Below are 14,177 nucleotides of genomic sequence, written 5' to 3'. Positions count from 1 at the left end.
TCATTGGCCAGTTGCAGTCGGTAGCCGAGGTCGACATCCTCGCAATAGCAGAAGAAGTCCTCGTCGAAGCCGCCGAGTTCCTGGAACAACGCCCTGTCGATCATCATCGCCGCGCCGCAAGGGGAGAAGACCTCGCCCTCCCACGCCTGGCCCACATCACGGCTGAGGTAGCCGCCGCGATAGGGAATACCGAAGATGCTCATGACGTCGCCAAGGCCATCCAGATAGCCCGGTTGATCCTCGGCCAGTTGCACCGACGTGAAGGACCGAACCGTCGGGTGGCGTTCCGACGCCGCCACCAGTTCGGCCAGCCAGTCGGGCCGGGCGAAAGCGTCAGGGTTCAGCAGAACGTACCACCTGCCGCGCGCCAACCGTGCAGCCTGGTTGCCGGCGCCGGAGAAGCCCACGTTCTCTGCGTTGCGGATCAGCCGGACAAAGGGAAAGCTTGCGGCGATTTCGGCGTCGCCGGGGTCCGGCGAGGCGTTGTCGATCACCAGGGTTTCAAAGTCCCGGAAGGTCTGGGCGGCCAGGTGTTCAAGGCAGGTGCGCAGCGTCGGGCCGGAATTGTAGGCGAAGATGCAGACACTCAGTCGCGGCGCTTGCGTCTTGTCATCCTGCGCCGACTGGGCCATGCGACAGCTTCACTCGCTCAAACGGTAACCCATGACGATCACGCCGCTCGCCATTCCAGACGTCCTGCTTATCACGCCCAAGCGCCATGGCGATGCGCGCGGCTGGTTCTCCGAGACCTGGAGCCAGAAGGCCCTGGCCGGCACGGTGGCTGACACCGCTTTCGTGCAGGACAACCAGGCCTTCAGCGCGGCAAAGGGCACACTGCGCGGCCTGCATTTCCAGCTGGCGCCGCACGCCCAGGGCAAGCTGATCCGGGCGCTGAAGGGCGCGATCTTCGACGTCGCGGTGGATATCCGAGCAGGCTCTCCCACCTACGGCCAGTTTGTCAGCGCCGAATTGACCGCAGAGGGCGGCGAACAACTGTGGGTGCCGCGCGGCTTCGCCCACGGCTACTGCACGATCACTGACGACTGCGAGATCTTTTACAAGGTCGATGGCCAGTACGCGCCGGACCGTGAGGGCGGGATCATGTGGAATGACCCGGACCTGGCGATCCCCTGGCCTCTGGACGGCGAGCCAATTCTTTCCGGCAAGGATCAGGTGTTGCCGCGCCTGAAGGACCTGGGCCCGGTTCAGTTCTGAGCCCACTCAGCGCGGACATGCGCGTCCCGCTCGGTCGCCAGACGGCTGGTGCGTAGGTCCGCAAAAACCTCGGGCGCCAACCGGGACAGCGCCCAAACCGCCGCGCCACGGACCACGGGCGCCGGATCATCAAGCAGTTGCTGGGCTTCAGTCGCGAGTGTCGCATCCCCTGAATTGCCGATGGCGTAGAGCACGTTGCGGACGAAACGTTCGCGGCCAATGCGTTTCACCGGGTTCTTCGCGAACAGGCCGCGAAAGGCCGCGTCATCCAACCGGACCAGGTCGACGAGCGTCGGCGCTTTCAAGACCTCCCGCGCCGCCAGCTTCTGGTCCCGCGCCATGCTGGCGAACTTGTTCCAGGGGCAGACGGCCAGGCAGTCGTCGCAGCCGTAGATCCGATTGCCCAACGCCTCGCGGAATTCGACCGGGATCGGACCCTTGAGCTCGATGGTGAGGTAGGAAATGCAGCGCCTGGCGTCGAGCTGGTAGGGCTCCGGGAATGCTCCGGTCGGGCAGACATCCAGACAGGCGCGACATGAACCGCAGGTGGTTGGGTCGACGGCGTCGGGCGAGAGCTCGAGGGTAGTCAGGATTGACCCCAGGAACAGCCAGGAGCCGAATTCGCGGCTCACCAGATTGGTGTGCTTGCCCTGCCAGCCCAGACCAGCACGCTCGGCCAGCGGCTTTTCCAGCAGGGGCGCGGTGTCGACGAACACCTTCAGTTCACCGCCGAAACGGGCGACCAGCCAGCGGGCGAGGGCCTTCAGGCGCGCCTTGATCACCTCGTGGTAGTCATCGCCCTGCGCGTAGACGCTGATGGCGGCAAGGTTCGGCTGGCCCAGGACCAGCAGTGGATCGTGGTCCGGGCCATAGTTGACCCCGAGCACAATGGCCGATCGAGCTCCTGACCACATGGCGCGCGGATGTTTGCGGCGCTCGGCGGTGTCGGCCATCCACTCCATCTCGCCGTGTCGGCCCGCCGCGACAAAGGCTTCCAGACGCGCCGCCGCCGGCCAGGTCTCGTCGATGTCCGTGAAGCGGCAGATGTCGAAGCCGAGCCCTAGCGCCTCGCTACGGATCAGGTCGTGGTCAGGCTCAGAAATCGAGGTCGTCATAGTGTCCGGCCGGGTGCAGGCCCGGCCAGCGATCGTTGAGCAAAGGTCGGAAACATGGCCGGGACTTCAGCTTCATGTACCAGGTCTTGCAGGCCGGAAAGTCGCGCCACGGCATGTCGCCGAAATAGTCGATGATCGACAGATGGGCAGCGGCGACGAAATCGGCCAGTGAAAGGCGCTTTCCCGCCAGCCACTCGCGGCCCTGCAGCAGCTCGTCGAAAACGAAGAGGTGTTTCTTCAACCCCTCGCGGCCCTGTCGAAGGTTCGGAATGTCCGGGGAACCCAGGCCCAGCAACCGCTTCTCGATCTTCTCGTGCAGGATGTAGCCGCTGGCTTCGAATTCGAACTTCCGCTCAAACCAGGTGAGCAGGCGCCGCGCCTCGGCCCGTTCAGCGGGGTCTGCAGCAAAAAGGGGCGGGTCCGGATAGGCTTCTTCCAGGTGATCGAGGATCGCGCGTCCCTCGCACAGGATGAGCGGCGGCTGGCCCTCGGTGGTTTCGACCAGGACCGGGATCATGCCGGAGGGATTCAACTTGTTCAGCTCACGCGGACGCTCCCAGTAGCGCACCGAGTTTTCGACGAACGGCAGCCGCTTCTCGCCCAGCACCAGTCGTACCTGGCGAGACACGGGATCGAGCGGAAAATGGTGGAGGGTGCGTTCGACACTCATGGGGCTTCTGCCGCGTCCTGGGCGAATCGGAATCCACTCAACAGACACCCGGGGTCTTAAGGTCTCGTTTACTGCGCCGCGCTGGTTTCTGCGAACGCTCCGCCGTGTGGCTCGGCCCGACCGCGGGGGTCCGGGTGGATCAGGATGTCGGCTGACGGAAACACCTCGAGAATCCGGTTCTCCGCCGCCACAACCGCGCGGTGCGCCGCTTCCAGAGTCATGTCAGGGTCAAGGTCCACATGCATCTGCATATGGATGAAAGGTCCGGAGGCGCGCGTGCGCAGCTGATGGACATTGGCAAGGCGACCATCCGCAGTCACCAGTCGCACGATGTCTGCGCGCGCCTCGTCGGACAGCTCGTGATCCATCAACTGACTGGCAGCCTCGCGAAACACACCGATGGCGCTCCATAGCAGGAGGGCTGCCACCGCCAGGGCCGCGAGCGCGTCCAGCCCATTCAGGCCCAGCCAGGCCGACAGGGCGATCCCGATAAGGGCCGCGATGTTCGAGGCCAGGTCCGATGCATAGTGCGCGCGGTCGCCGGACACCGCCACGGACGCTGTCTGGCGTAGCACCATGGTCTGTGCCCTGAGCAGCAATAGTGTCAGGGCGATCGAGACGGCCATCACGGCGACGGCCCACCCTTCCTGCTGCAAGGGATGCGGCGCCATCAGGTCGCCGATGGCTTCGCGGGCGATCAGGGCTGCAGACGCAAACACCAGCCCGGCCTGCACCAGACTGGCGAAGGCCTCGGCCTTGCCATGGCCGAAACGATGCTCGGCGTCCGGCGGCTCGGCGGCGTAGCGTACGGCGAAGAACGTGACGAGCGACGCCACCAGATCCAGGCCGGAGTCCGCCAGCGATGCCAGCATGGCGGTGGAATCCGAAGCAATCCACGCGGCCGCCTTGATCGTGACCAGGACAGCAGCCGTCGCGACAGACATCAGCGTCACCCGCCGGGTGAGGGCGAGGGTCGCGTCGGAGGTCATGCCGTGGTTGGCGCTCATGACCTCCTAACTAGCGCCAATGAGAAAGGTCGCCAACGCAAACGACTCGCAAGCTCTATGCCGCCTTCTTCGGCATCGGCCCCACATAGACACTGGCGGGCCTGATCAGGCGTCCGCCAGCCAGCTGCTCTCGGGCGTGGGCGAGCCACCCGGCGACGCGACCCATGGCGAAAACGCAGGTGAAGGCCGAGGGCGGGAAATCCAGGGCCTCCAGCAGCAGCGCCGTATAGAACTCGACATTGGTCTGCAGAGATCGTTCGGGCTTGTGCTCACGCAATATGGCCAGCGCTGCCGCTTCCACGGCTTCGGCGAACTCGAGCCGCCCCTGACGCGCATCCAGCCAGCGCACCGCGCCCTTCAGGGCATCGGCGCGTGGGTCGCGAACCTTGTAGATGCGATGTCCGAAGCCCATCAGCCGGTCGCCGCGCGCCAGAGCGCTCTCGATCCAGGCCCGGGCGTTGGCCGGTTCCCCGATCTCGTCCAGCATCTCGATGACCGGACCTGGCGCCCCGCCGTGGAGAGGGCCCTTCAGAGCGCTGATTCCAGCCAGAATGGCTGAGCCCAGGCCCGCCCGTGTCGACGCCACAACACGCGCTGCAAAGGTCGAGGCATTGAGGCCGTGGTCAGCGACCGTGACCAGATAGGTATCCAGCGCGTCGGCCTCGGCCTTGCTGCCGGGCTTGCCGCGCAACATCCGCAGGATGTCGGCGGAATGGCCAAGCGTTGGGTCGGGCGCCACCGGCGCCTCGCCGGACTGGGCGCGCACCACAGCGGCTGTGAATACCGCCGGCGCCGCCAGCAGCCGGAACGCGACCGCGATATCATCGCCGTCTGCCAGCCGGGCGGTGAGCGCGCGCATGGCCTCGATTGGTGTGCGGTCCAGCAGACCGGTGTCCAGCGCTGACACTTCGGCGAATACTTCGGCGCGGGCTCTGCCCAGGGCTGCCGGGACATCGGCGGGCAGGTCCGGGTAGAAGCCCTCGAACAACAGGGCCACCACATCCTCATAACGTGCGTGCCCCGCCAGTTCGTCCAGCGACCGACCCCTGATGATCAGGACGCCGGCGGCGCCGTCTACCTCGGACAGGACGGTCTCGGCGGCGACAACGCCTTCCAATCCATCTGACATGACAATCTCCTTCTCTCTTGTGAGCGCAGGAAAACGCCGCCAGTATAGTCCCGTCAATCTTGATCAATGTGATCAATATAAATGTCTGTCGCTGACTGGATCTCCGCTGAAGCCGCCTGTGATCGCCTGGGGGTGCGCTCCCAGACCCTCTACGCCTATGTCAGCCGTGGCCGTGTGCAGGTGCGACCCGATCCGGGTGACAGCCGCCGCAGCCTCTATCGCGCCGCCGACATCGCCGCGCTGACCGAACGCAAGTCCCGCAGCCGCAAGGTCTCGGAAGTGGCGACCGGGGCCATAAACTGGGGCGAGCCGGTCTTGTCGTCCGCCATCACCACCGTCAGCGGCGGCCGGCTGTTCTATCGCGGCCGCGACGCCATTCGCCTGGCCGAGACAGAGACTCTGGAGTCGGTTGCCCGATTGCTACGTGGTGGTCACGGCGTAGCGCTGAAGCGAACCGAACGACCCAGACCTCCCGCAGGGTCTGATATGCGCGCCCGCGCATTTGCAGCCCTGGCCGCGCGCGCGGCGGGTGATCCCCCGGCTCGTGGTCGCGCGGCGCTGGCATTGGCTGTGGAGGCGGCCACCCTACTGGACGTTCTGACTGACGCCATTGCCGGCGAGGTCGGCGGCGGCGCCATCCATAACCGTCTGGCTTTCGCGTGGGGACTTGGTCCCGGCAGTCCCGGCGCCGACCTGATCCGGCGCATCTTGGTTCTTGTGGCGGACCACGAACTGAACGCCTCGGCGTTTGCCGCGCGGGTTTCGGCATCTACTGGCGCGTCGCTGGCAGCTTCGGCCCTGGCGGGGCTCGCGACGCTGTCCGGACCCCGTCACGGTGGAGCCACGGCCGCGGTTCAGAAGTTTGCCGCGGAGGCGGCACAACTGGGTCCGCGAGAGGCCATCGCCGGGCGACTGACCGATGACCGCGCCCTGCCGGGATTTGGTCACAACCTCTATCCGGAAGCAGACCCGCGCGCCGCCGCCCTGCTGGCACGATTTTCGCCTACGCCGGAGTTGGCAGGACTACAGGACGCTGTCTGGTCTGTGACCGGCCTGGCTCCTAACGTCGACTTTGCCTTGATCGCCGCCTGCGAGGCGCTGAAACTTCCGAAGGACGCGCCGTTCGCCTTGTTCGCCGTCGCCCGCTGCGCCGGCTGGATTGCGCATGCCATCGAGCAAGGGCAGGCTGACACTCTGATCCGCCCGAGGGCGCGGTATATCGGGCCGGAGCCAGAGGGAACCTGAGCGCCGAAGCCCCAAAATCAACAGAATGTTCACGCTGATCCGCGACCTCTGGGCCGCGCCGTTTGAGGCAGGAGCATCGCTGTGCCGGACTGGGTCTACGCTATCATTCTGGCGGTCATTGAAGGTCTGACCGAGTTTATCCCGGTCTCGTCCACCGGCATGATGCTGCTGGCCAAGAAGGCCATGGGCCTGCCTGACGGGTTCTGGGACACCTTTGCAGTGATGATCCAGCTGGGCGCGATCCTGGCGGTGGTCGCGCTCTACTTCACCAAGCTCTGGAAACAGGTGGTGAGCCTGCCGACCGACCCCCAGGCGCGTCAGTTCGCGCTGACGGTGATCGTGGCCTTCGCGCCCTCGGTCGTCCTGGGGCTCATCTTCCACGACTTCATCAAGGCCGTGCTGTTCGCGAGCGCGGAGGTCCAGTGCATCTCGCTGATCCTTGGCGGCATAGTGCTGCTGTTCGTTGATCGCATCGCGCCAAGGCCGGTTGTGGACGACCCGTTCAAGTTGCCCTGGCAAAAGGCGCTTGTGATCGGTCTGTTCCAGGTGCTGGCGATGGTGCCGGGTGTTTCGCGGTCCGGCGCCACCATCGTAGGCGGGATGCTGTTCGGCGTTGAGAAGCGCGCAGCGGCCGAGTTCACCTTCTTCCTGGCCATTCCGACCATGCTGGGCGCCTTCATCCTCGACGCCTGGGAGAGCCGCGCTCAGCTGACGGGCGAAACAATGCCGCTGATCGCCATTGGATTTGTGGTGGCCTTTCTCGTCGCCATCGTGGTCATCCGGGCCATGCTGGCCATCCTGACCAGCCGGGGCCTGGCGCCCTTCGGTTGGTTTCGGATCGTGGTTGGCGTCGTCGGACTGGGGCTACTGACCTGGGCCTAGGTCCTCGTCTCAGCCCTGCGGATGCACCGCCATAACCCGGTCTTCCTGATCGGCGTACTGCCCGCCCTTGCGATAGCGGTAGAGGTAGGTCGGCAGAATGGCTTCCAGGGTCGACGGGGTGATCCCCAGCTCGTCGAGACCGGGGTAGACGCCGCTGACCACGTTATCGGTCTTCAGCAGTTCGACCTGATCGGAGGTCACCGGCGGCGGCAACAGAGCCGCCGTGAGATCGCCTACTTTGCCCAGAAGTCCCGCCACCGGGAACGGAATGGGCGCCAGCAGGCGGCGCTGGTCGATCTGTACCAGCAGCATCTCCATCAATTCGCGGAAGGTGAAGACGCCGGGCCCGCCGAGCTCATAGGTCTGGCCGGGATTGTCAACGTCACCGACGATGCGGGCCAGCGCCTGACCGACGTCGCCCACAAACACCGGCTGGAACCGCGTCGCGCCGCCGCCGATCAGCGGCAGAACCGGGCTCAACTGCGCCATGGCGGCGAAGCGGTTGAAGAACCCGTCGCCCTGACCGAACACGACGGACGGGCGCACCATGGCGGCGTCTGGATAGACCGCCCGGACCTCGATCTCGGCCTCGGCCTTGGTACGGGCGTACTTTGCGGATGAGTTTTCGTCGGCCCCGAGCGCCGACATCTGAACCAGACGCTCGACGCCCATGGCGCGGCTGACCTCGGCGACATTCCGCGCGCCCATTACGTGGACCGCCTGGAAGCCCTGTCGCCCGGTCTCGTAGAGCAGGCCCACCAGGTTGAGCGTTGCGGTGGCGCCCTCAAGCGCGCGTTCCAGCGACGGCCGGTCACGCAGGTTGGCCTGCACCACGTCAATCTGGCCAACGTCGCCCAGCAGGCGCATGCGGTAGGCGAGGTTCGGGTTGCGCACGGCGACCCGGATCCGCCACCCGGCCTTGGCCAGATATCGCACGGCTTGCGTGCCCACGAAGCCGGATCCGCCGAAGACTGTGACGAGGTTTTGCATCCTCGCGAATTAGACGATGACGCCTCGTCGGGCAATGCGAATGCCGAGGGCTTTGAAAAGCCGTCGTTGACCGCGTGAAGGCGGCGCCATATGTAGCCGCCTCCCGATCCGACGGACCGGGCCCAGGTGGCGGAATTGGTAGACGCGCTGGCTTCAGGTGCCAGTGGCTTAACGGCCGTGAAGGTTCGAGTCCTTTCCTGGGCACCACCCCTCAGATACTAAGGAGGGTGGCGTCGGTTTCGGAGATCTTTTGCCAGGTGACGACTTTCGTTCATGAGGGGGACCTCCCCGACGGGGCCCTGGCCGGTGCGACCCTGGTCGCCATCGATTCGGAAACCATGGGGCTGCGCCTCGGGCGGGATCCGCTGTGCGTTGTGCAGCTGTCGGACGGCGCGGGCGATGCGCATCTGGTGAAGCTGGACCGGGCGACCTACGACGCGCCCAACCTCAAGAGGTTACTGGCAAATCCGGCGGTCACCAAAATTTTTCACTTCGGGCGCTTTGATATCGCCATGTTCTGGCTGCATCTGGGCGTGGTGACCGCGCCCGTCTACTGCACCAAGATCGCCTCGAAGCTGGCCCGCACCTACACCGACCGTCATGGCCTGAAGGACGTGACGAAGGAACTGATGGGCGTGGATCTGTCGAAGGCCCAGCAGAGCTCCGACTGGGGGGCGGCGAAGCTGTCGCCGGACCAGATCGCCTACGCCGCCTCGGACGTGGCGCACCTGCACGCCCTGCGGGTTCGCCTGGACGAGATGCTGGTCCGGGAGGGCCGCGACCACCTGGCGCGCGCCTGTTTCGAGTTCCTGCCGCACCGCGCCGTACTTGATGTCGCCGGATGGGAAGATGTCGACATCTTCGCTCACAGCTGAGGGCGCGAGATGACGACTACCGATCCTGCAATGGCTGAAGCGCTCCCGCCGCAGCACCGCCGCGCAGACTTCGAGCGCTGGCGGCGGCGTTCGCGCCTGATCCGCACGCTGAGGATCGCCCTGCCGGCGCTGATCGTCCTGATCTTCCTGGGGCTGGCCGGCAGCGTGGCCTGGTCGACCTTCAATTCGGCGCCCAAGGTCGCCGTCGGCGCCGGCGACGAGCCGATCCGCCTGCTGACGCCCAGGTTTGTGGGCCGCGACACCAAGGGCCGCGCCTTTGTGCTGACCGCCGAGTCGGCCACGCGGGACCGGCTGGACTATCAGCGAGTGATCCTGAAGAAGCCCACCCTGGTGCTGGACGAGAACGGCCCGGACCTGCTGCGCATGACCGGCGCCGACGGGATCTTCCACGAGCAGGACGGCAAGCTGGAACTCACCAATGGTGTCAGCGTCGCCGACGCCAGGAACACATTCGAGACGGCATCGTCGCTGTTTGACACCAAATCCGGCGAGGTTATCGGTTCCGGGCCCATTCAGGGCGCGGGAGGTCTTGGAGAAATCCGCGCAGAGTCCTATGGCGTTTACAGCAAGGGCGAACGCATGGTCTTCAAGGGCGGCGTCCGCACGCGCCTGGAGACGAAAAAATGATCCGGGCGGAATATAGGGCCATCATGACGTCGCTGACCGCCAACGCCGTACTCGCTGTCGCCATCGCCCTCATGTCGGGCGCGCCGGCGCTCGCCCAGGGGCTGGGCCCCAATTCCGACGGGCCGCTGGACATCACCGCCGACGAACTGGAAGTGCAGAACAAGACCTGCATCTCGGTCTGGCGCGGCCGCGCCGAGGCGCTGCAGGGTCAATCGCGGCTGCGCGCCGACGTGCTGCGCGCGGTCTTCGAGCCGACCCCGGGCCAGGCCGGGACCAGCGGCATCGGCGCCAACGCCTGCGGCGCCCTGATCCGGCTGGAGGCCGAAGGGTCGGTCTTCTACGTGACCGGCAAGGAGCAGCGGGTGCGCGGCGACGCGGGCGCCTATGACGTGGGTTCCGAGACCGTCACCCTCACCGGCGACGTGATCGCCGTTCAGGGCCAGAACGTGCTGCGCGGCAGCCGCATGGTGTTCAATACCGAGACCGGCGAAGGCCGCATGATGGGCGCCTCCACGGGCCGGAACCAGGGCGCGCGGCCACGCGGCGTCTTCTATCCCGCCAAGAAGAAGGCCGACGCCCCGTCATGAACGCGCCGCACCGGATAGACGCCAGCGACGCCATCCCCTCCGAAGGCCTGGTGGTCGACAATATCGGCAAGTCCTTCCGCGGCCGTCCCGTGGTCAAGGGCGTGAGCCTGAGGCTGTGTCGCGGCGAGGTGGCCGGCCTGCTGGGCCCCAACGGCGCGGGCAAGACCACCTGCTTCTACATGATCACCGGCCTGATCCCGGTCGACTACGGCGCGATCTATCTGGACGGCGAGAACATCACCGCCCAGCCGATGTATCAGCGCGCCCGCATGGGCGTGGGCTACCTGCCGCAGGAAACCTCGATCTTCCGCGGCATGAGCGTCTGGGAAAACGTGATGGCGGTGGTGGAGCTGCGCCAGCGCGACCACCAGAAGGCCCGGGCCACGGTCACCCAGCTGCTGGAAGAACTGCACATCGAGCGCCTGCGCGACTCGCCGGCGATCGCGCTGTCGGGCGGGGAACGCCGCCGGGTGGAAATCGCACGCGCCCTGGCCTCCGAGCCGTCGTTCATGCTGCTGGACGAACCGTTCGCCGGCATCGACCCGCTGGCCATCGCTGACATCCGCGAGGTGATCAGCTATCTCAAGACCCGCGGCATCGGCATCCTGATCACCGACCACAATGTCCGCGAAACCCTGGACATCATCGACCGCGCCTCGATCATCCACGCGGGCGAGGTGCTGTTTGAAGGCAGCCCCGACGAGATCGTCGACGATCCGGAAGTGCGCCGGGTCTATCTGGGCGACCGGTTCACCTGACCGCGGCTGCGCCGGAAGGGTTGGCCGCAGAAAACGCAGACAAGCGCAGACGTGCATTAATCCCGGGACACTGGACACCAATCCAGGACGACCTGGAGCGGTTCACTCAAACCTGGAATCTGCGCCGAAATTCGGTGGAAAAATGCTCTGGTGCGGCGACACTGTCCGCTTCATTCCGGTTCGCAGGAGCAATGCAGGTGAGCAGAGAGCATACCCTAGCGATCCCGGCGGACGGTTCTGACCCCGAGGACCGGCCCGTCTCGCAGGCCGCCCTTGAACGGGCGCAGATGGGCCGGCGTATCCGCCGCCTGCGCACCGCGCTTGGCCTCAGCCAGACCGCGTTCGCCGAGCGTTACGGGATCCCGGTCGCCAATATCCGCCAGTACGAAATCGGCCGCACCATGCCCCCGCCCGCGGTGCAGTCGTTCCTGAAGGTGATCGCCGCAGAGCCGGAACGGGCTGCGGCGGCGCTGGTGGGGTGAGAGGGCGGGGTGGGTCCTGGCCTGCTGTGGCTCGTCGGGCAGAAGTGGGTTCGCGCCCGGCTTTTCCGGTGATGGTGTTATCGCGTGTCTTGCCGATTCCGTTGTCCTTCTTGCATCAAAGACAACCTAAGGTCCCGGCGCGTCCAGCTTGCCAGCAGCGGGCTAGGCGCCGGACCCCAAAGGCGCCAATTTCCGGCACATGGTAGAGCCGGCTCCGCCCAAAACTCTGAGGATGTCTGCAAGGGTAGCGGAACGCCTTGTTGCTGAACTGGATTCCTTCCTTGCGGATGTGGTGTCTGCGGACAACGCAATTTCCTCCGCATCGTCATTTCTCCCTCAGGACGTGCTGGAATGGTCCGCCTCCGTTCTGACAATGAAGCAAGGCCTCTCCTATCGAGACGGCCTCTTTATTCAATTGGCGTGGGGATTGGAGGCACCTGGCGCGGACCACACGCAAAAGGGGGAGGGTGGACGGAGTGCCGCCAGCCGTTTCGCCACCGCGCTGGCTGAACGACACGTTCCTGTGGTCAAGGACGCCTATCAAAACATTGGCAAAAACAACCCCAACCTCGCGAGGGGCAATGTTCCGGCCTTCGACAGGCTTCTTCGTTGGATGAACGGTGCCCGAGCGGAAGAGCGCGTAGCGCTCTTGACCTTCCTTTTGGCCACGGTTTCGAAGACGGCCCGCCCCGTTTTGCCAATGCCGGTTCTTGCCCGGGCAGATCTGACGTTCATCAATGTCGTGGACTTCCTCGAAGATCTGCTGAGTACGCCCAGCGGTGGCGCACACGAGCAGTTCGCAGTGGCTGCGTTCCTGGAAGCTCTGCTTGACGAGTTCGGCGTGAAGGATCTTTGGGTAAAGACGAAGAACATCAATGCTTCGGATGCCAGCGCCGGGACCGCCGCTGACGTGCAGATCGTGCGCGGCAACAAGATCGAAGAAGCCTTCGAGGTGTCGGCATCCGATTGGCGGACCAAGGTGACGCAGGCGCTTCAAACCGCCAAAGGCGCGGACCTGCAGCGGGTTAACGTGCTGGCTTATGGCGACGACCTCGTTGGACTACGCGAGGCGCTGCAGGGCGCCACTGCGGACGTCTCGGTGATGGATGTCAGAAGTCTCCTGCGACTGATCGCCGGGATACTGAGAAAGCCGGCGCGGGAGGTCGCATTGCGCCGCCTATATGAACTGCTGGAGCGAAATCAGCCCGATATCGAACGAGTGAACGCTATGGTCCGCTTGCTACGCCGCCACTCGCTTACGGCGTGATCGACCAAGCACCTGCCCCATGAGTTCCTCAGCTATCGCCTGCGCCAACTTCGGCGGCACGGCGTTTCCAACCTGAGTGTACTGAGAGCTTATTCGCCCTGCGAATGTTACGCCATCGGGGAAGGATTGCAGCGCGGCGCTTTCCTGCACGGTAATCCGGCGAGCGCCTATCAACTCGCCATCGAACGGAGAGCCGCCTCGACGCAGGTGCTGGTAGTATGCAGGGATGCGGTTCTCAAGGTCCAAAAAGTGGGTCTTATTGCCCCCTGCGGCCGCCAAGATCGTGGGCGATGGCTTGTCCAGTTCGATGGCGCGGCCTCCACCGTTGAACAGGTGCCCATGATAGGGGTTCGGACGAAGGTCGGGGCGCTTTGCAAATACGACCTTAGACAGGTTGGGCTCACCCTTGGGCCGTTCAGTTAGAACCAGGCCCGCCGGCATCCTCATGTGAGGGTTTCCGGACGGAAGACGAAATTGCACTCCGTCGGCCCTTCCCACGATCACCAGGCGCCGACGGGACTGCGGAACGCCGTAATCCGCAGCATTCAGCACCTTGGGCTCGCTGATCGAATATAGATCAAAGAGCGGCGCAAGAACGGACCGGAGGTAAGGACCGAAGGAAATCAGGCCGGGCACATTCTCCATCACGAACGCGCGCGGCCGAACTTCCAATACAGCTCGAACGAACTCGGGGAGGAAGTCGCGATCATCTTCCTGGCCCTTCCGCAGTCCCCCACTCGAGAACGGCTGACAGGGCGGTCCACCTGCTACAACGTCCACGCCCGAGTACCGCTTGAAACTGACAGCGCGGATGTCGCCATGGTACACATCGGCACCCGGAAACGCGCGCCGATAGGTCGCCACAGCGTCGTCCACGATTTCGACGGCGAACACGCTTTCAATTCCGGCAGCCTCAAGCCCGAGGCTCAGGCCCCCGGCACCAGCAAAAAGGTCGATGGCTGTTACCGTCACGAATTGCCGACCGGTTGGCTCCCTGCTCTGCCAAGGCGAGTGGACACGTTGAACCTTGTTGCGCCTAGACAGAACATTAGCGGAACTCAATCGATTTGTGAAGGCGCGCCGCTTATCAGAACATGTCGCGCGGGAGCGGTGGCCTGAGGCTCGGGCAGAGTAGGGAAATGGTCGACATTCTAGCGGAAAAATCGAGGACCGGAGCACCATTCCGTCAGAACGGAACTAGGAATTATGGTGACATCGCGTAATTGAGGTAGGCCCATCCAGACCTGAAGATACGAAGTCGGAGCGAGTGGATCGCGCTGCTTCAAACAGGAGGATGGACCCAATGG

16 protein-coding genes and 1 tRNA gene are annotated in these 14,177 nt (G+C 64.9%); 10 read left to right on the top strand and 7 right to left on the bottom strand.

Going from position 1 to position 14,177, the window contains the following annotated elements; translation table 11 throughout:
- Positions 1-632: glycosyltransferase family 2 protein (locus tag ACIQ3B_RS16075; protein ID WP_397404340.1), on the bottom strand; the 632-nt coding region annotated here is incomplete at its 3' end.
- A gap of 31 nt (positions 633-663) precedes the next feature.
- Here ACIQ3B_RS16075 and rfbC point away from each other — a divergent pair.
- Positions 664-1,215: a dTDP-4-dehydrorhamnose 3,5-epimerase gene (gene rfbC, locus ACIQ3B_RS16070; RefSeq protein ID WP_397404338.1), complete on the top strand. Its 552-nt coding sequence runs from the start codon at positions 664-666 to the stop codon at positions 1,213-1,215.
- On the opposite strand, the gene queG is transcribed toward rfbC, so the two are convergent.
- From queG to ACIQ3B_RS16050, 4 genes are all read right to left on the bottom strand, one after another.
- Entirely contained in the window at positions 1,206-2,330 is a 1,125-nt protein-coding gene (queG, locus tag ACIQ3B_RS16065) for a tRNA epoxyqueuosine(34) reductase QueG (RefSeq protein WP_397404336.1), read from the bottom strand. The two genes, rfbC and queG, sit on opposite strands and share 10 nt — an antisense overlap.
- The gene (locus tag ACIQ3B_RS16060; protein ID WP_397404334.1) at positions 2,311-3,000 is read right to left on the bottom strand and encodes a glutathione S-transferase family protein; all 690 of its coding nucleotides are present in this window, start codon (positions 2,998-3,000) and stop codon (positions 2,311-2,313) included. The genes queG and ACIQ3B_RS16060 overlap by 20 nt, the downstream gene beginning before the upstream one ends.
- A gap of 68 nt (positions 3,001-3,068) precedes the next feature.
- The gene (locus ACIQ3B_RS16055) at positions 3,069-4,007 is read right to left on the bottom strand and encodes a cation diffusion facilitator family transporter (RefSeq protein WP_397404332.1); all 939 of its coding nucleotides are present in this window, start codon (positions 4,005-4,007) and stop codon (positions 3,069-3,071) included.
- Between the two features lie 55 nt (positions 4,008-4,062).
- Entirely contained in the window at positions 4,063-5,136 is a 1,074-nt protein-coding gene (locus ACIQ3B_RS16050; RefSeq protein ID WP_397404330.1) for a citrate synthase/methylcitrate synthase, read from the bottom strand.
- Between the two features lie 81 nt (positions 5,137-5,217).
- Between ACIQ3B_RS16050 and ACIQ3B_RS16045 the strand changes: the two genes are divergently transcribed.
- Together ACIQ3B_RS16045 and ACIQ3B_RS16040 are read left to right on the top strand one after the other, a co-directional pair.
- The gene (locus ACIQ3B_RS16045) at positions 5,218-6,381 is read left to right on the top strand and encodes a citrate synthase (protein WP_397404328.1); all 1,164 of its coding nucleotides are present in this window, start codon (positions 5,218-5,220) and stop codon (positions 6,379-6,381) included.
- A gap of 81 nt (positions 6,382-6,462) precedes the next feature.
- Entirely contained in the window at positions 6,463-7,263 is an 801-nt protein-coding gene (locus ACIQ3B_RS16040; protein ID WP_397404326.1) for an undecaprenyl-diphosphate phosphatase, read from the top strand.
- Between the two features lie 9 nt (positions 7,264-7,272).
- Here the strand turns inward: ACIQ3B_RS16040 and ACIQ3B_RS16035 are convergent, their stop codons facing one another.
- Entirely contained in the window at positions 7,273-8,253 is a 981-nt protein-coding gene (locus tag ACIQ3B_RS16035) for a complex I NDUFA9 subunit family protein (RefSeq protein ID WP_397404324.1), read from the bottom strand.
- A 120-nt stretch (positions 8,254-8,373) separates the two neighbouring features.
- Between ACIQ3B_RS16035 and ACIQ3B_RS16030 the strand changes: the two genes are divergently transcribed.
- From ACIQ3B_RS16030 to ACIQ3B_RS16000, 7 genes are all read left to right on the top strand, one after another.
- A tRNA-Leu gene (locus tag ACIQ3B_RS16030) sits at positions 8,374-8,460 on the top strand.
- Positions 8,461-8,510: 50 nt separating this feature from the next.
- The gene (locus ACIQ3B_RS16025; RefSeq protein ID WP_397404322.1) at positions 8,511-9,128 is read left to right on the top strand and encodes a ribonuclease D; all 618 of its coding nucleotides are present in this window, start codon (positions 8,511-8,513) and stop codon (positions 9,126-9,128) included.
- A 30-nt stretch (positions 9,129-9,158) separates the two neighbouring features.
- The gene (lptC, locus tag ACIQ3B_RS16020) at positions 9,159-9,776 is read left to right on the top strand and encodes an LPS export ABC transporter periplasmic protein LptC (protein ID WP_397404320.1); all 618 of its coding nucleotides are present in this window, start codon (positions 9,159-9,161) and stop codon (positions 9,774-9,776) included.
- The gene (locus tag ACIQ3B_RS16015; RefSeq protein WP_397404318.1) at positions 9,773-10,363 is read left to right on the top strand and encodes an LptA/OstA family protein; all 591 of its coding nucleotides are present in this window, start codon (positions 9,773-9,775) and stop codon (positions 10,361-10,363) included. The genes lptC and ACIQ3B_RS16015 overlap by 4 nt, the downstream gene beginning before the upstream one ends.
- Complete coding sequence (lptB, locus tag ACIQ3B_RS16010; RefSeq protein WP_397404317.1) at positions 10,360-11,121, top strand: LPS export ABC transporter ATP-binding protein; 762 nt, start codon at positions 10,360-10,362, stop codon at positions 11,119-11,121. The genes ACIQ3B_RS16015 and lptB overlap by 4 nt, the downstream gene beginning before the upstream one ends.
- A gap of 197 nt (positions 11,122-11,318) precedes the next feature.
- On the top strand, positions 11,319-11,603 hold the full coding sequence (locus ACIQ3B_RS16005; RefSeq protein ID WP_397404315.1) for a helix-turn-helix domain-containing protein: 285 nt from the start codon (positions 11,319-11,321) through the stop codon (positions 11,601-11,603).
- Between the two features lie 232 nt (positions 11,604-11,835).
- A complete protein-coding gene (locus tag ACIQ3B_RS16000) occupies positions 11,836-12,870 on the top strand; it encodes a hypothetical protein (RefSeq protein ID WP_397404313.1) in 1,035 nt (344 codons plus the stop codon).
- Here the strand turns inward: ACIQ3B_RS16000 and ACIQ3B_RS15995 are convergent.
- Positions 12,844-13,842, bottom strand: coding sequence for a DNA cytosine methyltransferase (locus ACIQ3B_RS15995; protein ID WP_397404311.1), 999 nt, complete (start codon positions 13,840-13,842; stop codon positions 12,844-12,846). The genes ACIQ3B_RS16000 and ACIQ3B_RS15995 overlap by 27 nt on opposite strands.
- Between the last annotated feature and the right edge of the window lie 335 nt (positions 13,843-14,177).

This window comes from Phenylobacterium sp. (assembly GCF_044358365.1).
Lineage (GTDB): Bacteria > Pseudomonadota > Alphaproteobacteria > Caulobacterales > Caulobacteraceae > Phenylobacterium.
The sequence above is the reverse complement of the archived record's forward strand: the minus strand, read 5'-3'. Positions and strand labels throughout refer to the sequence as shown.